12 protein-coding genes are annotated in these 19,667 nt (G+C 39.2%); 5 read left to right on the top strand and 7 right to left on the bottom strand.

What is annotated here, in order from left to right; all coding sequences use genetic code 11:
• Nucleotides 1-229: 229 nt before the first annotated feature.
• The 5 genes from ACIQXV_RS01185 to ACIQXV_RS01165 form a co-directional block, all read right to left on the bottom strand.
• On the bottom strand, nucleotides 230-3,853 hold the full coding sequence (locus ACIQXV_RS01185) for a bifunctional 2',3'-cyclic-nucleotide 2'-phosphodiesterase/3'-nucleotidase (RefSeq protein ID WP_402954789.1): 3,624 nt from the start codon (nucleotides 3,851-3,853) through the stop codon (nucleotides 230-232).
• 265 nt (nucleotides 3,854-4,118) lie between these two features.
• Nucleotides 4,119-5,060 (bottom strand): patatin-like phospholipase family protein, encoded by a 942-nt coding sequence (locus tag ACIQXV_RS01180; RefSeq protein WP_402955244.1) that lies wholly within the window; start codon nucleotides 5,058-5,060, stop codon nucleotides 4,119-4,121.
• A gap of 271 nt (nucleotides 5,061-5,331) precedes the next feature.
• On the bottom strand, nucleotides 5,332-6,651 hold the full coding sequence (locus ACIQXV_RS01175) for a cyanophycinase (protein WP_402954786.1): 1,320 nt from the start codon (nucleotides 6,649-6,651) through the stop codon (nucleotides 5,332-5,334).
• A 57-nt stretch (nucleotides 6,652-6,708) separates the two neighbouring features.
• Complete coding sequence (gene iadA / locus ACIQXV_RS01170) at nucleotides 6,709-7,881, bottom strand: beta-aspartyl-peptidase (RefSeq protein ID WP_402954784.1); 1,173 nt, start codon at nucleotides 7,879-7,881, stop codon at nucleotides 6,709-6,711.
• 43 nt (nucleotides 7,882-7,924) lie between these two features.
• Nucleotides 7,925-9,343 carry a YfcC family protein gene (locus ACIQXV_RS01165; RefSeq protein ID WP_402955241.1) on the bottom strand — a complete coding sequence of 473 codons (1,419 nt, stop codon included), beginning with the start codon at nucleotides 9,341-9,343 and terminating at the stop codon, nucleotides 7,925-7,927.
• A 177-nt stretch (nucleotides 9,344-9,520) separates the two neighbouring features.
• Here ACIQXV_RS01165 and ACIQXV_RS01160 point away from each other — a divergent pair, with 177 nt between their 5' ends.
• The gene (locus ACIQXV_RS01160; RefSeq protein WP_402954781.1) at nucleotides 9,521-11,560 is read left to right on the top strand and encodes a sigma-54 interaction domain-containing protein; all 2,040 of its coding nucleotides are present in this window, start codon (nucleotides 9,521-9,523) and stop codon (nucleotides 11,558-11,560) included.
• Between the two features lie 392 nt (nucleotides 11,561-11,952).
• Here ACIQXV_RS01160 and ACIQXV_RS01155 read toward each other — a convergent pair whose 3' ends face one another.
• Both ACIQXV_RS01155 and kynU read right to left on the bottom strand, forming a co-directional pair.
• Nucleotides 11,953-13,344: an amino acid permease gene (locus tag ACIQXV_RS01155; protein WP_402954778.1), complete on the bottom strand. Its 1,392-nt coding sequence runs from the start codon at nucleotides 13,342-13,344 to the stop codon at nucleotides 11,953-11,955.
• Nucleotides 13,345-13,448: 104 nt separating this feature from the next.
• The gene (kynU, locus tag ACIQXV_RS01150) at nucleotides 13,449-14,735 is read right to left on the bottom strand and encodes a kynureninase (RefSeq protein ID WP_402955238.1); all 1,287 of its coding nucleotides are present in this window, start codon (nucleotides 14,733-14,735) and stop codon (nucleotides 13,449-13,451) included.
• Between the two features lie 207 nt (nucleotides 14,736-14,942).
• Here kynU and ACIQXV_RS01145 point away from each other — a divergent pair, with 207 nt between their 5' ends.
• The 4 genes from ACIQXV_RS01145 to ACIQXV_RS01130 all read left to right on the top strand — a co-directional run bounded on the left by ACIQXV_RS01145 (nucleotide 14,943) and on the right by ACIQXV_RS01130 (nucleotide 19,595).
• Nucleotides 14,943-15,557 carry a TetR/AcrR family transcriptional regulator gene (locus tag ACIQXV_RS01145; protein ID WP_402954775.1) on the top strand — a complete coding sequence of 205 codons (615 nt, stop codon included), beginning with the start codon at nucleotides 14,943-14,945 and terminating at the stop codon, nucleotides 15,555-15,557.
• 267 nt (nucleotides 15,558-15,824) lie between these two features.
• A complete protein-coding gene (locus tag ACIQXV_RS01140) occupies nucleotides 15,825-16,925 on the top strand; it encodes a GerAB/ArcD/ProY family transporter (RefSeq protein WP_402955235.1) in 1,101 nt (366 codons plus the stop codon).
• Nucleotides 16,918-18,429 (top strand): spore germination protein, encoded by a 1,512-nt coding sequence (locus tag ACIQXV_RS01135; RefSeq protein WP_402954772.1) that lies wholly within the window; start codon nucleotides 16,918-16,920, stop codon nucleotides 18,427-18,429. Before ACIQXV_RS01140 ends, ACIQXV_RS01135 begins: the two co-directional genes overlap by 8 nt.
• Nucleotides 18,429-19,595, top strand: a complete 1,167-nt coding sequence (locus ACIQXV_RS01130) for a Ger(x)C family spore germination protein (RefSeq protein ID WP_402954769.1) — start codon at nucleotides 18,429-18,431, stop codon at nucleotides 19,593-19,595. Before ACIQXV_RS01135 ends, ACIQXV_RS01130 begins: the two co-directional genes overlap by 1 nt.
• Nucleotides 19,596-19,667: the final 72 nt, after the last annotated feature.

Raw genomic sequence — 19,667 nt, 5'->3', positions numbered from 1 at the left:
TGTAGATTTTGGAAACGACTATGTAGAGTTGTTCTACATTTCATGTGATGTTGCATTTGCGTGAAGTGTGATATCATCCTCGACGACCATGGCATCTCTAGCGTCTAAGGCGATGTCATTTTGTTAATCGTTGAGATGGAAAAACAATAAAATTTTTCAAAAATCCCCATTAATAAGAAACGGCTTGATTTAGGATATCTAAACCAAGCCGTTTTTTCATGTATGAAAGCTATTGAGCTATAGCTAATGGTACTAATTGTTTAATGCGTTCTTCTGCTTTATATTCGAATGGTTTCGGAAGTGTTTTGACAAAGTTTAATGTACCCTGTAAATCTTCAGGACCAACCTCTAAATCAGTTGCAAGATCATTAATACCGTATTTAGCATTTCCATACATATAGTTGTTTACAACAACAGTGTATTCTTTATTCTTATCAATCCTCTTGCCATCTGATAAGAAGATATCTACGACTTTGCCTGTATTGCCATCCCATGTGTATTTAAAACCAGCCACATGAAAGTCGAGATTATATGATTTGGTTCCGTTTGGTGCGGTAATCTCTGAAATTTGGTTATTTAGCACCGTTTCCAAATCTGCACCGCTAAGCTTCACTTTATTTAACACATTACCGAAAGGCTGGATGGAGAAAAGGTCTCCGAACGTGACAGTACCTGCATTAAGATTGGCCCGGACACCGCCGCCATTCATTAAGGCAAAATCAGCATTCATTTCAGCTTTCATACCATCGGCAATCAAGTTGCCTAGGGCAAAATCACCCGTTGTCGCGCTAGGGTATCCTTTGTCTAACGCTGTTTTAGACTCACCAACTACTTCGGCTTTTATCGGTGCGATTTTATCTTCATACTTCTTCATAATCGCTGATACTTCTGGATCTGGCGTGTAATCTTTTTGGAATACTGTTACAATCTCTGCTTGCTTTTCCACAATGTCCCCGGTTATTGGGTCAAGCTGTAAATCGACATCGGAAAAAGCCGAGCCGTAAGAGTATGCCTGAACAATCAGCTTGTTATCTACAACTTTATTGACACCAACATGGTTGTGAGCAGCGAAAATGACATCGACCTCATCATCCACCTGTTCAGCAATTTTTGAAGCATCAAATGAAGCACTGTTACCTGTTTGTGTGGTTGGGTTATGGGCAAGAACCACAATCGCTTTGATGCCTTGATTCTTTAATTCAGCCGTGTATTTGTTGATTGCTTCTGCTTCATCGGTAATTTGCAGATTTTCATTCCCTTTGGACACAATCATGTTAGGAGTTTCTTGCGTTACGACACCGATGAATCCCATTTTCTTGCCGCCGATTTCTTTAATAGCATAAGGTTCAGTAATTAATTTACCTGTTGATTTATCAAAAACATTTGCTGCTACAACAGGGAAGTCCATCCCCTTATAACCGGGATTTCCTTTAGGATGGTCGCCGCCATGAATCATGCGCTGCAATTCAGCCATTCCTTCATCAAATTCATGATTACCAAGTGTGCCAACATCAAACTTCATGGCATTCATTACTTCTACAGTCGGTTCATCCTGGAAGAGAGCAGAAATGAGCGGGCTTCCACCGATCATATCACCAGCATGAACTAAAAGTGTGTTCGGGTTTGTTGCTTTCCGCTGTTTCATTGCGGCAGCTGTGTACTTCATATTTCCAGCCAATTCCGTTCCAATCTTCGTATCCGTATCAAGCTGGCCATGTAAATCGTTTAAGCCCAGTAATTGTACTTTTATAGGACTTAAATTTAATTTGAAGATCCCAAAACCTTGATCATCTGTTTGATTGGTATACGTGATATTGCTGTCTTGTTTAATATAGGCTTTTGCTTCTGGAGATGTAGTAAACGTAACATTTACATCGCCATCAATTGGTGCAATCGACCAATTGTTGTCAGCAGTAGGAACGATCTCTTTTGTCTCCGAAATATAGTCCATTAAAATTTGACGATTTTCATCCGCGGAGTCAACCACTAGTTCGCTGCCTTTTACACCTGGGAAGTTACCACCGCCGCCGGCACGGTAGTTGTTGGTCACAACAATAAAGTCCTGATTAAGATCGACTGGTTGACCGTTGTAAGTAAGATTGATGACACGGCTTGAATCTGGATTGATCAATTTTCCTGTTGAATCATATTTTGCAGGTTTCGTTACATCGATTTGATAGTTTACGCCATCAATAACATCAAAGTTAAAGACAGGGAAGGCTGGATTTAACAGTGCTTGTTCTTCCGTTTTAGCCGGATCAATTTGATTGAACTTTCCTGTCGTCATTTCAATCCATTCCTTCACGACTGAACCCTTCACCTTAATGGCTTTTAATGTGTTGTCATACAGATATAAATCACCCGCACTGCGGATCGTTAAATCGCCTTTTTTAATTTCTGTATATTCGCCTACTCCATTGCGGCCAGCCTTGAATGGAGCACCAACCGATAGGATTGGTAAATCTTTAAACTCAGGTTTACTTTGGGCAATGTATTTTTCAACGTACCATTTTTGGGCATTCGTTACGACTTGAATTGATGGATCATCCTGAACTAATGAAAAATAACTGTGAATATCGTCCGTTGTTTTACCAATTGGGGTATTCACATAGTTGATCGTTGCATCATGATCAGCTTGCAAAAGCTTTGAAATGGTTTTATCAGGTTCTACCGTGCTCACTGTTTTTGTCTGACCAGTAACAGAATCTTTAACATCCTTATAGGTCTCACGGGTAGAGGATTGAGAATTCACTACTGACCATGTGCCCTTCTCTTTCTTAAGTTGCAAATCGATTAGCCCTAAAGAGCCGCCGCCGTAGCCTGCTTGTACAGCTGGCACACCGTTAATCGTGCCTTTCGCATTATCCACTCCCGGTAAAGGCTTTTTATCTGCGCCTAAAAATAATCCATCAAGAGCTGCCTCTGATTTAGCAGGGAACAACTTATGTGTATGGGAAAAGGTGATCGCGTCAATTCCAGGTACTTCACTTAAAGAATAGATGACATCTTCCGTGTTGGCCTTATCACCGCTGAATCCGGAATGAGTCATGGCAATGATTAAATCTGCTCCCTTTTGTCTCATCTCCGGGATGAATTTCTTTGCCGTTTCCACAATATTTTTGGTGATAACCTTACCTTCAAGATGGGCTTGATCCCACTCGGTAATTTGTGGAGGGGCAAATCCAATATAACCAATTTTTATCTTATGCTTCTTCCCGTTCTCATCCATTACATTTTTCTCTACAATTTGATACGGAGTGAATTTATTTTTATCATTATTTGGATTTTGATCATGATCATCCACATACACGTTAGCATTTACCACTGGGAAGTTTGCATCATCATAGGTTTCATTGAGGAAATCTAGTCCATAATTGAATTCATGGTTCCCAAGTGTAGCCATGTCGTAACCCATTTGGTTCATCGCTTTAATGGCCGGATGGTCTTCTCCCTTTTTCAATGGTTCTATTTTCGCCTTGTACGTTCCAAGCGGAGTCCCCTGAATTAAATCTCCATTGTCCACTAAAACACTATTCTTTACTTCTTGTCGTGCTTGTTTTACGAGAGTAGCTGTTTTCGCTAACCCAACCTTCTCATATGGAGCATCCTTATAATAATCATAGGATAGTAGATTTGTATGGATATCGGTCGTTTCCATGAGTCGTAAGTTTACAAGGTCTTTCGCCGCTTTGTCTTGTTTATCCGAACGAACATTTTCAGCTCCATGACCATTATTTTGCTTTTGATCGTTTGCAGCATTTACTTGTGATGAAAAGAGTGGAGCCGACATAAGCGTTAACGCAAGTGAAGCTGATAAAATACGCTTTGGACCTAGGCTGTTTCTTTTTCTCATACCTGATTCACCTTTCTGTGTAAGCAGTTTTTTGTTTAGTATAGGACAGGTCTATCTGTTAGTACTCTACCAAAACTGTATGTTAATCAGGTAACGGCCTTGTTAAAAAAGAGTAAAGTATATGAATAGATTGTAAACTTTCAACTCGTTTACAGTTTTTCCAACCTCATTGAGGGAACAGGCTTCCTGGCAGCAAAACGTGGCTCAAGGTCATTTATTCGGACTTTATCTAAACATTAAAAACAAGATGAGCCATTGTAGCGGCTCATCTTGTTTCTTTCTTGTACCTCTTATTCTTTACTCTTTGCATTCGTTTTTCTTTATATTGTCCAAAATCCCAATTCGACAAAAATTCTTTTGCAGAAGTATAGCCTGATTTATAGAGAAAATCAGTTTCATCATCGTTTAGTACAAAATCAGTTGCGTTGATGTTGCCAGTCGGAATTTGAATCGTGCGTTCAATCGTTTCTTCGTTCATATATCGTAAATCATGGGCTTGGAGCATCGTTATAAAAATATTTTTGAAAAGGTGGATCGGCGTTGGGATAACCGCATCTATGTTCACTTCCTCTTTCACAAAATGGAAGCCGAAGGTTGGAAAACGAGGGTTGTCTGTATCAAATATCCATATTGGAAAATTACTAAGTAATCCGCCATCTAAAATATAGGATTTGTTACGGTCCTTTGATTTCCAAATAACCGGACGGAAGAAAAATGGTAAAGAAGAACTCATCATAACGGCAGTTGAAACTTTCAAATCAGCAGGGGTCATCCCATAGCGTTCCAAATCATCTGGCAAAATAAGCATTTGGCCATTCGAAACATCAGAAGCAATAATCTTCAGCTTTCCATCTGGAAGATCAGCAAACGTCTTAATGCCTTTTTCTGAAAGAAGTGAATCCATCCATGTTTCCAAATAATCATTCTTATACATTCCCAGATGAATCATTAGTTCTAAAAGGATTCCGAAAATGGGTATTCGATTCAGAATCGTCTTACCTCGAAGTTTCGAAAAATTGATATCGCTCATCCTGTCTCTAATTTCATCGCTTTTATAGCCGCTTGCCAAAAGCGCAGCGATTACGGCTCCGGCTGATGTTCCAGCCAGTCTTTGCCATTCAACTTTTTCCTCTTCCATGGCTTGAACTGCTCCAATAAAGGCAATTCCCCTGACCCCGCCACCTTCAAAAACAGCATCTGCCTTCAATAATTTCCACCTCTCGATAAGATTTTTCACCTTTTAAACTGCTAATATCATTCTATAAAAATTATTGCAAATAAATAACCCAGACCTTAAAGTGCAAGGGTTTTTGTTGATTTTAAAAAATATCCTTACACACATATTCAATGAAAGAGGCGTGATACCCTTGTTGCAACTGTATATTTATAGAAAAATATACTAGGTATGTGTCCTGAATGTGACCTGATGAATATTTTTCAAAAAAAAGACCCTAATCCATGATTAGAGTCCTAGTATGCTATTTATCTATGGAAATTTTAATCGAAATTGGTTCAACATCCATCTGAACATTTAAGGCAGAGTAAGATCCGACCTTATCAATTCTTCCCCAAAACCCTTCTGTTTTATCTGTTTTTCTAAAAGTAAATCGGAATCCAGTTCCTTTCTTCTCATCCTCCATGTCAAACCAAAGGGCCTCCGCTGTTGTTGCCTCATTATCTATTAAATCTTCAGTTAGCACCTTTTTTAATACTTGCGGTCCAAGAATATCCTTTGCAATTGGATTTTTGCTGTAATATTCAATCCCTTTTGTCGTCACGTGCAGCTTATTAAGCGTGAACGTCCCATCATTTAAATGGAACCGGTCCCCCTTTTCCAAATAGTGCATCGTTACATTGTTCAGCGCAAAACGTTTCCCTTTTGGTGTTGTCGCCCCTTGCAAATCTACGATTAACAAACCACTTGCACCAACGATTTCAACACTTTCGTCTGCTCCTGTATAAACCATTGCCGAATTTTCATCAATTCCAAAGCCATAACGTGTTTTGTTATATTGTGATGCGACAAGCAATCGGCCAAAACGGCCTCGTTCTAGAAAATGCTGGTCAACTATTCCATGTGTAAAAAACCCTAAACCGGTCGTTAGAAAAAGTTGATCGTCACCCGTTTCCTGGTCAAAGTTCTTTAGAATATGAACCCCTTCATTTAATGCACCTACGCTTGTTCCTGAAGCAATCATCGGATTACTCATAACCGCAGCCCCCGCACTTGTTCCACCAAGGACTGCCCCGTTCTCATATATTTTTCTAATGGCTTGTAACACGACTGTATCTTTACCGTCTGCAGACACTAACGTTTTAATATGACGTAATTGATCTCCGCCTACAAACCAAACCGCATCGAACTCTTCTAATTCTTTTGCTATTTCAGCACTGTTTCCGTTATCCTTCCAAGTTGATTCATCCACATCTTTTGTCGAAGGGTCATCCATTAAGGCTATCGGAGCCGTATAGATATTTTTTTCAGGTACGCCGTAGCGAACGAAATCGTCTTTATACGCATCAGCACTTTCAATCGGGGCCGCGCTGGCAGCCGGAATAATCGCGATCTTGACATCATTTAATGATTTCCCTTTATATTGTTGGGCAAGTGTTAAGTATTTGTTATAAACTGCCTCATTATCTGAACTTAAGGCGCCACCTACAATAACTAGAGAACCTTTGCCGGATGTTTTTGATAAACTATTCTTATTCTCAGTCGCCCCCGCCTGAAATGAATACATAGTAATAGAAAACATCGTTAAGACTAGGACAAAAATAATCGGTAACTTTCTCAACATTATCCCTCCAATTTTTGCAAAAATGTAATCATGAATCTACTTTAGAATCGCTGCCTCTTACTCAAATGTACCTTTTACAATCGGCACTTTATTTTTTACCATCACTTTTCCTTTGGCGATAACAGTATCAATTTCTAGTGTCTCTTTATCTAGTAAAACGATGTCAGCGTCCATTCCTTCCTGGATCCTGCCCTTGTGTTTCAGCTTTAGCACATTAGCAGGGTTTAACGTAATGACTTGTAATGCCTGTTCTAATGAAATCCCTTCTTCAAGAACTGAATCTCTTGCCTCTTTAAATAAGGAAGATACTTTTCCAACCTGAAGTCCTGTTAACTCTCCTTTCCGGTTAAAAGACGGCAGACTGCCTTGTCCATCAGAAGAAAATGTAATATTTTCAATCGGAACCCCTTCATTCAGCATGATCTTCAAGCCTTTGCTGCACTTCACTTCCCCTTCTTCTAAAAACTGCGGTATCGTACTCGTCGTTAAATCCACATATCCGCCATTTTTGGCATACTGAATCCCGGCCCTAAATAATTCTTCCGTTCTGTTAATATGGGTTGGATGAAACTGGGAAATCGGAATATTGGTTTTACTAACAACTTCCTCAAGCAAAGAAAGCTTTTCTTCACCATCCCCGACATGAATTTCTAATACACCAGCTTTGCCCGATAAAATTCCGCCATTTCGTGCGGCTGTAGCAACTTTTGCAATTTCATCAAATGTCGGCTCAGATGACCGATGGTCGGAAATGGCTATTTCCCCGACCCCGATTATTTTGTCAATAAAAATAATATCTTTCTCTATTTTGTCCGTTAACGTATTAACCGGCAGCTGGTACGAACCTGAATGAATATAACTCGTTACGCCCTCTTCTTCTAACCCCCGCGCTTTAGCAAGCAAGCTTTCCATTCGGCGTGTTGTCCCATCTGTTCCAAGGACACCCACAACCGTAGTAATGCCCGAAGTCGTTAAATTAGTTAAGTTCAATTCCGGTGTCCGTGTCTTGAATCCTCCTTCACCTCCGCCGCCAATGATATGAACATGGGCATCGATAAATCCTGGTACAACCACTTGATTCGATGCATCAATCACCGTAATCGGAACAAAATGCTTCGGATTTTCAATCAACTCGTTTACATAGCCAATTTTGCTATCGACTAGTAAAATATCTTTCTTCCCTAAATAATGTGGGGCAAACACTTCCCCATCTTTAATCAACGTAAGCAACTGCCATTCTCCTCCTTAGTTACACCTCTGATGACTTTTACCTTTAAAATGGACCGTAATTAATCGCATGCGCGATAACAACCGCAATTAATCCGATTACAAATTGAATGATGACTAACGGCAGGACCCATTTCGCCCATTTCGTCCACGGAATTCCAGCAATCGCTAAACCAGCCATTAATGTACCGGCAGTTGGAAAAATTATATTTCCAATTCCGTCAGCAAATGAGAAAGATAATACAGCTGTCTGTCTCGTAATATCAAGTAAATCAGCGAGCGGCGCCATAATTGGCATCGTTAACATCGCATGCCCGCTTCCTGACGCTAAGATAAAATGAATAACTGATTGGAAGCCATACATCCCAATAACACTGATTGTTCCTGGAACATGTTTAATGACTTCAGACACCCCGTGCAACATAGGATCGACAATATGCCCTTGGTTCAATACAACCAATGTCGCTCTCGATACACCGATAATTAAAGCACCGCTAATTAAAGCAGCAGAGCCGCTCGTAAAATTTTTCACGATATTGTCTACAGAAAGTTTTCCTATAATCCCGACGACAATTGTTAAAATAATAAATAAGGCAGCAATCTCTGAAAGATACCATTCAAATTTAATAACACCAAATGCTAGAACAACATAGTTTAATAGAAAAGCTCCAAGAATGAGCTTGTGTTTTGTTGTTAGATTAACCTTCGATTGAAGCAGCTTATCTGCATGTTCCCTGTTGTAATTTCCATAGAAACCTAGCGCAGGATTTCGTTTTACTTTCATCGCATATCGATAGACGAATATGACAGACACAAGGTAAACAACCACAAACAAGATAAGGCGCAGCCCTATTCCAGAGAATAGTGGCAGTTCAGCAATCCCCTGAGCAATCCCTACTGTAAATGGGTTCATAACAGCCGTTGTAAAACCTGCAGCGGCGCCAAGCAACACAATCGCCATGCCCGTAATCGTATCAAAACCGAGGGCCAACGCAAGCGGAATTAATAGTGGAATATAGGCTAGTCCCTCTTCCGCCATTCCCATTAACGATCCCCCGGCGGCAAAGAACAGCATCATGATCGGTATTAATAGCTTTTCTCGCTTCGCTAACTTTCTTGCCATTGTCGCAATTAATACATCAATCGTACCTGTCGCACTGAAAACACCAAAAAAACCGCCAATAATTAAGACAAAGAAAATAATACCACCGGCTTCAACCATCCCTTTATGGAGGGCTTGCACCATATCAAATGGGTTGACAGGTGTGGATTCCGTCCATTTAAACGAATCCGCCTCTACGATTGTCCGTCCATCCACTTCTACACGATTGTATTCCCCTGCCGGCAAAATATAGGTTAATATCATTGCCGCTACAACAACAAAGAATAATAAAGCAAACACATTTATTTGCATCGGTTTTTTTGTTGGTGGAACCGATTCCACCTTTTTACCCAATTGACTCATCATACCATCTCCTTATTTTGTTTTTTCATGCAATCCCCCTAATTAATATGCAATTTCTATGCCAATCGCGAAGTAGTCTACTAATTCAAAAAAATCTATCATTAATTCTTCTTTATCGGCTCTTTTTGGTTCTTTTTTGTAATATAATAGAACCAAATTGAACCAAAAGGGGTTTTTATGATAAAACAATCCATTACGTTAATAACGGGAAGCAGCCAAACAAAGCAAGTCCTGCATGAGCAGCTTCAACAATTATTGGGCGATTACGTCCACATTGAAAGTTTTGCAACAGAAGAAGCACTGCCAACTCAATTGAACGTTGATTTTATCCTGTTTTCATCGGAGGTAACGAGAGTAGAAGCTCATGAATTGTGTAACATACATAGTAATGAACTGTTTGTCGGAAAACGTACAGTCCATCACCAATTTATTGATCAGCTGTTAAAAATCCCGATAGATTCCGACGTTCTTGTCGTCAATGATGATGATTTTGCTACGGTTGAACTAATAGAATCTCTTTATCAGCTAGGTATTGATCATTTAAGGTTCGTCCCGTTTAAGAAGGAACAGATTTTTTATAAAAATATTGATATCGCTATATCTCCCGGTGAGCCCCATCTTTGTCCTCCGTCCATTAAAAGGGTTATCGACATTGGCGTTCGCTTGTTTGATATGGCAACTATATTAAAAGTAGTCGAATATTTCTGTTTGGGCGAAAAAGTCTCGTCATTGATTTCAGAAAGGTATATTCGTAACATCATTGATTTACAACGGGAACTATCAATTGCGGAACAAAATGCAAAACAGTTGAATCAACATATTCAAAATGTTGTCGACACTGTCGATGACGGTATTTTAGCCATTAATCAACACCAGAAGGTCACCGTTTTTAACCGTGGCTTAGAGGCTCTATTTCATTTTCCTGTAATGGATGCCATTAATAAACCATTAGATGAGGTCATCGTTCAGCAGGAAATTATTGATTTTATCCTAAGTAGTAATGAAGAAAGTAAATTTTTTACGATATACGGTGTCGATCTTGTTATTTTCCGTCATCATATGGAAACAGAAAATACGATCGTAGCGACATTTAAAAGCATTAATCAAGCGTTTGAAGTCGAAAAAATGGCACAGCGGGAACTAAGAAACAAGGGATTTTACGCAAAGTATGATTTTGATGATATTGTTGGTGAACACCCTTTACTCAATGAAAGTAAACAAATTGCCAAAAAACTTGCTCTTTCCGAGCATCCGATCTTAATTCAAGGGGAAACGGGTACGGGTAAAGAATTATTCGCACATTCTATCCATCTTCATTCAATGAGAAAAAACGGACCCTTTATCGCGATAAACTGCAGTGCTTTAACGGAAAATTTGCTTGAAAGTGAATTATTCGGGTACGAGGAGGGGACTTTTACAGGAGCACAAAAGGGTGGAAAAAAAGGATTATTTGAATTAGCTGATAATGGAACGATATTTTTAGATGAAATTGGCGATATTAGTTTAACCGTCCAATCCCATTTATTAAGGGTTCTTCAGGAAAAGGAATTGCGCCGAATCGGCGGGAGAAAAGTAATTCCGATAAATGTCCGGGTTATCGCGGCAACGAATAAAAATATTCAACTGAAATCACAAGAAGGCACGTTCCGGTCTGATTTGTTTTACCGTTTGAATGTTCTTACCCTTTCTCTTCCGCCACTTCGAGCACGAATAGCAGACATCCCTTTATTAGTAAAACACTTTATTACCAAAAGCGGGAAATGGGTAAAAGTTGGACAAGACCTGCCAGAACAGCTTCAAAAACAGGAATGGTTAGGCAATGTTCGTGAATTAAAAAGTGCCATTGACTATATGCTCACGATCTGTGACGGGAACAAAATCGAATGGAAAGACATTCCGCAGGACCGCTTTCAGAAAAACAGCCTATCTAATGAACAAGACTATCCAATACCTAAGAGTTTATTAGAAATAGATGAATATCTATTTATGTTAGAGGCCATCAAGGACTGTAATGATAACGGCAAGCCCGCCAGTCGTCAATTTATTTCAATGGCTAGCAGGGAAAATCGTCATTATCTCTCGCCACAACAAGTTCGACGCAGGTTGGATACCCTCGAAATCCATGGTTTCATCACAAAAGGCCGAGGGAGAACTGGCACAAAAATTACCTCTACCGGTGCGGAGTATTTACAGATACTTAAATTACATGCACATTAATTTTCGCTTTTTGTGAAAAGACCTGTGACCAAAACTCATTTTTCATAAGAAAGGCGCAAGCGCCCTGTTCAGCGGCGTATGGCCTCCTCGAAAAAGCTAACGCTTTTTCTTCGTGCGATGCTTATGCTGCCGAAGAAATTCCTTGTGGAGCACTCCAACTGAGATAAAGGAAACACGAAGAGCCGGAGGCGATTCGATGTTGACTTATCGTAGGGCGGAGTGCGAAGGACACTAGCCGCTAGGGCGCTGGAGCTGGACAATTCTCAAAGTCAAAACTTATAAATCCTTATATTTTAAAAAAGAAGCAAGAGAACCCTCCTCTTGCTTCAAAATGGATTATAGAACCGGTCACCAACGTGAAAGGTGACGTATAGTGATACGAAAAGCTTGTTCTAAACAGTCTCTTGATTCTGCAAAACATCAGATTTCTGTGAATTCCTTTTATTTATCACAAAATAAGCTAGCGATAAAAACAGCAGCCAAGGAATACCAAATTGAAGCATGATTTTGAAATCAGTAAACCAGGCTGTTACCATTAAACTTAGAAGCAGAAGTCCTCCCAATATCGTCAAATAGGGGAAGCCCATCATTCTTACAGGCAATTTACGACCGCCTATTTTCTCCCATCCCCTTCGAAAAGACAAATGTGAAATAAAAATGATTAGCCAGGTAAACAGTGAACCAAACATGGAAATCCCCATCATAAATGCATAGGATGATCCTGGCATCAGTGCACTTACCACGGCTGCAAGAGCAATCCCCATTGTTGAAACGATAAGAGCAGTTGTTGGAACACCTTTTTTATTCAGTTTACCTAGAATGGCTGGTGCAAACTTTTCACTCGATAATGAAAACATCGTTCGTGATGAAGCATATAGCTGTCCGTTCATGGATGATAAAGCAGCTGTTAAAACGATAAAATTCATGACTCCAGAGGCACCCGGTATATTTAAGATCTCCATTACTTTTACAAACGGACTTTCTTCAATCCCTGCTGATTTCCATGGAACAATCATCAACATAATCGCCATCGTCAACACATAGAAAGCAGTCAAACGGAATACAGTTGCTTTCAATGCTTTCGGTACAGCTACATCTGGTTCTTTTGCTTCACCTGCAGTAACCGCTACCAATTCTGTTCCTAGAAAGCTAAAAAGAGAAATAAAGACGGCAATCCACATACCTTTGAAACCAAACGGCATAAACCCGCCATGATCGACAAGGTTCTTAGCACCCACATTTACATGGCTGGAAGTTCCAAACAAAACAAACGCGCCAAGAAGAATAAACGCAACGATGGCACTAACTTTGATCATCGAGAACCAATACTCAAATGTCGCAAAGGCATTTACACTAGTTGCATTTACATAAATGAGAACTGCTGCAAATACGATGATCCAAACAATCCCAGGAACCTCTGGAAACCAATATTTCATATAGATGGCAATCGCGCTAATTTCAACTCCAATAGCAAGAACTTGAGCAATCCAATAGGAGTACCGGACAAGAAAGCCTACCATGGGATGAAGATATTTATCAGCAATCGTTCCAAAAGATCCCGAGGTTGGATAGGCAACCGTCATTTCGGCCAAACATCCCATCAATAATAAAACGATGAACGCACCAATTGTATAGCTAATCAATACACTCGGTCCTGCGGTACCGATGGCTAGTCCACTTCCAAGAAATAATCCTGTTCCAATCGCCATCCCCATCGCGATCATCGAAAGCTGACGTGTTGTTAATTCCCGTTTTAATCCCTCTTCATTATTTTTATTCTTCATCTCTTTCATCCCCTTCTTTAACCATAAGGCTTTGTCTGACCATCCTCTAAACAATGCGCCTGTCTAACTGACAATAGAGGGAATCCCTCTATTGTCCCTACACATTAAGCCACTACTTCACGTTCATTCTTAAACTTCTCATACTGTTTTTCAATGATGATCTTTTTAAGAATTTGCACCACTCCCCAAACTTCCTCATAGGAAGTATAGAGGGCAACAGGAGCAAGTCGAATAATGTTAGGTGCTCGAAAATCAGGAATGATGCCGTTTTCCTTCAATGACTTACAAATCCGTGCTGCTTCACTATGCTCAAGGCTAACATGCCCGCCGCGGCGTACATCTTCTCTTGGCGTACCAATGAAAAAGCCCATACCTGCTAATTCATGATCAATTAAATTCATTAAATATTGATTAATTTTAAGAGATTTTTCGCGAATATTTTCAATACCAGCCTCTGTAAAAATTTCTAATGATCCGATTAATGGGGCAACGCTAAGTACATGTGGAGTTCCAATTTGGAACGCTCCAGCTGAATGAGCCGGAGTTAATGTATGCTCCATATCGAATTGTTTCTCTTTATTTGAACTAAACCAGCCAGCAAGTCCAGGCATTTTTCCAAAATGCTTACGATTGACAAATAAGCCGCCAACACCGCCAGGTCCGCCGTTTAAATGTTTATAATTGCACCAAAACGCAAAATCAACATCCCATTCACTGAAGGAATGTGGGATTGAACCAACTGAGTGGCAACCGTCAAACCCGATTAAAATACCTCTTTTATGGGCTTCTTCGGTTAAACGTTTGATATCTAATATTTGACCGCTGCGATAAAGGACTGTAGGCAAGACAATTAAGGCAATTTCATCGGTCATCGCTTCGATAATATCATCCTCTTCTAAAAAGCGGCCATCGCAACTTTTCACGCGAATGAGATCTGTTTCTGGATCATATCCATGGACCCTTACCTGACTTTGAAGAGCATAAATATCGGATGGAAAGGTGAGTTCATCTGCTAAAATTTTTGTGCGCGTTCCTTCTGGCCTATAAAAGGTAGAAACAAGCTGATGCAGATTGACGGTTGTAGAACCCGTTACAATAACTTCTCCAGCAGCAGCTCCTACTAAGGGCGCAAGCTTTTCGCCCAGTTTCTCCGCCATAAAGAACCATGGATGATTGCCCTGCGTCCAGCCATCAATCCCATATTGTTTCCAATCGTTTAAAGATTCTAATAGAGTCTTTTCCGCTCTTTTTGAAAGAAGTCCCAATGAATTCCCGTCCATATAAATAGATCCAGGCATTAAATAAAACTCTTCTCGAAAATGTCTTAGAGAATCTTCCTTATCCAATTCTTTCGCGTATTCTAAAGTTGGTTGAAAGTTATTCAAAAGCATCATGAGTCTCCCCTTTACAATGAATAAAATATTTTAAAGCGCTTTCTTAAATGAATATGACATCATGTCAATATTATTATCCAAGGAATATGACATCATGTCAATATTATTTTTTCAGATTATTATTAATATTATTACCACTAAGTTCCCTTCCATTTCTATGAAAATCAATATATTCTAGAGATAATGAGTAGTGGAGGAATCAAAATGAGTCAAACTAAAGTAGAAGATAAACGACATTTACGCTCGATGGTGACACGGCAAAAATTACTACAAGCTGCGAAGGAAGTTTTTCTTCAAGAAGGCTTCCAAAAAGCAACCATCTCGCAAATGATAAAAAAAGCGAACATTGGTTACGGAACAGCCTATGTCCATTTTGAAGGAAAAGAAGATCTCTTAATCGTATTGATGGAGGATGTCATGGGGCGATTTTATGAAATTGCCGAGATTTCCTTCCTTCCAAATTCCAAAAAAAAAGCAGAAGAAATCATTAACAAACAAGCCCATTCATTTTTATTACTGGCAGAAGCTGAACGGGATATGATGCAAATCTTTGAACAAGCAATTGGGGTTTCTTCTTTAGTTTCAGAGAAATGGAAAGCGATTCGGGAAAAATTTATTCAGCGGATTTCAGAGGATGTTGCCTATGCGCAACAAAATGGATTGGCCAGAGCAGAATTAAATCATGAGATTGTTGCACGAGGCTGGTTTTTTACGAATGAAATGTACCTATGGGAAATTATCCGCAATGAACACCACGGTTCTGTTGCAGAGATTGCAAAAACAATCACAGCAGTCTACGTCACTGGACTCTACTTATAATATATAAGTTGGACTATGTTGGGAACAAAAGGAAGCCTCTTTTACAATGATTTGCCGATAGATAATAGATTAAAGGGCCATAGACAATTATTTGTCTATGGCCCTTTGTTTTGGATATTTCAATGAGTAAGCAAGTCTTGATTTAAACAAATCCAAAATGACGTAAGAAAAAGTACACTAATCAAGAATCCTCTTAAAAAAATATAACAAGAATAAATAATAGTAAAATACAAATAATATTTACCATTATTATACTTATAGGGAGGTATAGCTATAAAGAAGTCAGATTCGATTACTGTATTTCAATTAATCCTATTATCTATAACTGCGATTGGCTTAAAGAATCATGTCATTATTATTTCACCATTGATACAAACCGCAGGAAGAGATTCATGGTTAAGTGTGATTGTTTCACTTTTTTTTGTACTTCTCTGGGTTCCTCTTCTATTTTTTATTCATAAAAAAACAAAGCAGCAGCACTTGAATATATGGATGCAAAAATATACTGGAAAATGGCTAGGCAATTTTATTTTTTTCATTTTTATCCTTTATTTGACCATTATTGCGGGAGTGACATTAAGGGAGACAATTACTTGGGTCAATATTACTTTCCTACCGAAGACTCCTTTTTTTTTGTTAGCAGCTTGTTTTATTTTGGTTTGTTGGATGCTGGCAGGAACGTGTCTGCGTACCTTGAGTATCGTTAATTTTTTTCTTTTATTTTTTATTATTCTTCTCGGCTTTTTTGTAGCAATTACTAATATTCAATACAAAAATTTTTCACTTCTCATGCCCTTTCTCGAACATGGGTTTCGCCCTGTTTTAAAAGGGACGATATACCAATGTTCAGGGATGGTGGAATTAATATTCCTTCTGTTCCTTCAACACAAAACTGAAACACCTATTCGGTTTGGTCATTTAATAATAGCTTCAATCATCTTAACATTATTAACAGTTGGCCCCCTGATGGGAGCTGTGATTGAATTTGGACCCGTTGAAGCATCAAAACAGCGATTTCCTCCATACGAGGAATGGGGACTGGCCTCTCTGGGGAATTTTATTGAACACGTCGACTTTTTATCCATCTATCAATGGCTATCAGGTGCATTTATCCGAATTTCATTACTTCTGCTGATAATAAGGGAGTATCTTCCATTTAAAAAGAAACAGAAATGGTATCTGTTAATGATTATAGCTGCAATTACTGCTATAGCATTACTGCCGATCAGTGATTTTCAATACTTGCGAATGTTATCTGCGATTATTTTACCATTTACGCTCTGGTTCTTCTTAGGCTTATCAGTTTTCCTCGGTCTATTGGCAGCGATTTTTGAAAGAAAAGTATGGAGGCCGAACAAAGATGTTTAAGAAAAAGAAAAAGACTCAGAATACAACTAAAACTCCTGATGAAAAAGAAATTTCAACAGCATCAAAGTATCTAAACGAACAAACTCTTCGGGAGTTATTCAAAAAAAACGAAGATGTTATATTTGAACCTTTTAAATTCAATCAGCACAAGGTGATGATGATTTACTGTAAAGGTTTAATTAGAAACGATATGCTTTATCAAACGGTTCCCGATCGTCTTGAAGCTTTTTTTTCGCCATTACATGCGGAACCTAGCAAGGAAAAGATTCTCGACCTTCTTCACCTCCCTTCTCTTAAATTGCTAGAAAATGAAGATGAAGCAGTTTCAGAGATTTTTTCCGGAAAAATGCTGTTGGACTTCAATATACCGGGAAGCATTTTTCTAGTTGACATTTCGGAACGGCCGCAGCGAAACCCGGAAGAAACAAAAACAGAAGTGAGTCTCTTAGGTCCACGAGACAATTTTATTGAAGACATTTCAATCAACATCGCATTAATTCGAAAACGACTTCGAACCACCTCGCTTGCAAGTAAATCGCTGGAAATTGGCAGGCGAACCAGAACAAAGGTATCTGTCCTATATATAGACGATATTACTGATAAAGAAATTTTACAAAACATCATGGAAAAGTTGTCTGCTATTGAAATCGATGGGCTCTTTAGCGGTACACAATTAGAAGAATTAATAGATAAAAACCCATTCGGTTTGTTTCCACGTCATGCCTATACTGGACGACCAGACTTTTCCGTTCAATCTCTCCTAAGTGGCAGAGTCATTATTTTAATCGATGGGATTGCTTATGCTTATATAACACCAGTAAACCTGTTCTTTCTGTTAAAGAGTTCCGAGGATAAAGAACAGAACTATGCCTTTAGCTCCTTTGAGCGATTGATGCGGGTTGTCGGAATTCTTATAGCAACTTTCCTTCCGGGTTTCTGGGTTGCCCTCTCTGCTTTCCATCAGAATCAGCTTCCGCTCACGCTTTTAGCAACCATTGTAGAATCGAGAAGAGGAGTTCCACTACCCACTTCTCTCGAAGCCTTATTAATGCTGGTTATATTTGAATTATTTAGGGAAGCTGGTCTACGCTTGCCAACTGCAGTCGGACAAACACTCAGCGTAATAGGCGGACTGATTATCGGAGATGCAGCAATTAGAGCAGGATTAACAAATCCTGCCATGCTTGTGGTCATTTCAGGCTCGACTATTGCTACCTTTACACTGGTAAACCAGTGGTTAATTGGAACAGTTTCTATAATCCGGTTTTTTGTCATCTTTTGTGTTTCTATTTTTGGTTTTTTTGGTTTTTTTATCTCAATCTTTATTATTATTATTTACATTGCTAAAATTCGGATTTTTGGGGTTCCTTATTTAGGCTTAGCCACCCGTATTGATATGATGAATATCTTAAAATCTGTTTTTCGTTTACCCGATTCCAAAAAAGTCAGTAGAGCAAACTCTCTAAACCCTAACGATCCTACCCGAAAAGAAGGGGAATCCTAATGAGGAGAAAACTGATAAAACACTTGTTTCTTCCATTGATCGTGCTGGCTGTTATCCCAATAGCAGGCTGCTGGGATACAAATGAATCTGAGCGAATGGTTTATGCTCAAGGGTTGGGAGTGGATTATAAGGATGGTCATTATACCGTTTATTTACAAATAATAAATTTACGGTTGATGGCAAAATCTGAGTCCAGCGGAGCCGGAGGACCTCAAGTAAATGTTGAAGTCGGCCATGCCTCGGCAAAAACGTTTGATAAAGCAATTTTCACCCTCTATAAAAGTACCCAAAGACGCATTTTCTGGGGCCATCTTTCCTATGTTGTTTTCACAGAAAATGCGCTAAAGCAAGTGGGGGTCAAAGCAACGATTGATATGTTGGATCGCTATCGGGAGACGCGCTATCGTATTTTTATGTACGCAACAAAGGAACCACTTTCGAAAGTATTCGTTACTACTCCAATTCTTGATATGTCTACCGCCCTATCAAGGCTTAGCGATCCTAAAGCCACATTCCATCAAAGTTCGTTTACTCGTCCGATCGATATGAGAGAATTGCTTATCGCGCTGGACGAGCCTGGATACGAGGCTAGTATCCCTTTCATAAGCATTTCCGAAAAAAACTGGGTAACAGATAAAGGAGGACATGATGCAATTAAAACAGATGGGATTGCTATTACTACAAAGGATGCTCTTAAAGGAACAATAACAAACGATCATGCCGCAGGTTTTAGATGGATGAATAAAGATTTTGTTCGAGACGGGCTAGAGGTAAGAAGTAAAGAAGGGCCAATGGTTGATCTAGTAATTGAAAAGTTAAAAGTAAAGGTACATCCAGTCGTAAAAAATTCGGACATTCATTTTAATGTGCAGATCAAAGCAAAAGCTACAATGCTTGTCCTAGTGAAAAAAGTCAATCTTGCTAGTTTAGCATCAGAATCAGAAAAGGAAATAAAAAAACAAATTATGGAAACGTATTCAAAAGGACTTAACTTCGACGCCGATGTGTATCGACTATCAGAGGTTCTTTATAGGAAAAACGTAAACGCCTGGAAACAAGCAGAACATAATGGAAAAATTCCGTTAACGAAAGATTCCATTAAGCTAGATATTAAAGTGAAATTGGTTCATGGAGCTAAACAACGGGAAGAGCCTACCTTAGAATAACTCTGCCAATAGTTTTTGATTCATTTGCACATTCCTTTAAGTGAACCACTCCTCATACAGGAGTGGTTTTCT

It is taken from the genome of Neobacillus sp. NPDC097160 (assembly GCF_044762155.1).
Classification (GTDB): Bacteria; Bacillota; Bacilli; order Bacillales; family Cytobacillaceae; genus Neobacillus.
The sequence above is the reverse complement of the archived record's forward strand: the minus strand, read 5'-3'. Positions and strand labels throughout refer to the sequence as shown.

Bases quoted from the DNA above. Each gene is read 5' to 3' on its own strand.
- ACIQXV_RS01165 (WP_402955241.1), bottom strand. From the start codon at position 9,343: ATGAGTCAATTGGGTAAAAAGGTGGAATCGGTTCCACCAACAAAAAAA.
- ACIQXV_RS01145 (WP_402954775.1), top strand. From the start codon at position 14,943: ATGAGTCAAACTAAAGTAGAAGATAAACGACATTTACGCTCGATGGTG.
- ACIQXV_RS01135 (WP_402954772.1), top strand. From the start codon at position 16,918: ATGTTTAAGAAAAAGAAAAAGACTCAGAATACAACTAAAACTCCTGAT.
- ACIQXV_RS01185 (WP_402954789.1), bottom strand. From the start codon at position 3,853: ATGAGAAAAAGAAACAGCCTAGGTCCAAAGCGTATTTTATCAGCTTCA.
- ACIQXV_RS01130 (WP_402954769.1), top strand. From the start codon at position 18,429: ATGAGGAGAAAACTGATAAAACACTTGTTTCTTCCATTGATCGTGCTG.
- ACIQXV_RS01160 (WP_402954781.1), top strand. From the start codon at position 9,521: ATGATAAAACAATCCATTACGTTAATAACGGGAAGCAGCCAAACAAAG.
- kynU (WP_402955238.1), bottom strand. From the start codon at position 14,735: ATGCTTTTGAATAACTTTCAACCAACTTTAGAATACGCGAAAGAATTG.
- ACIQXV_RS01175 (WP_402954786.1), bottom strand. From the start codon at position 6,651: ATGTTGAGAAAGTTACCGATTATTTTTGTCCTAGTCTTAACGATGTTT.
- ACIQXV_RS01155 (WP_402954778.1), bottom strand. From the start codon at position 13,344: ATGAAGAATAAAAATAATGAAGAGGGATTAAAACGGGAATTAACAACA.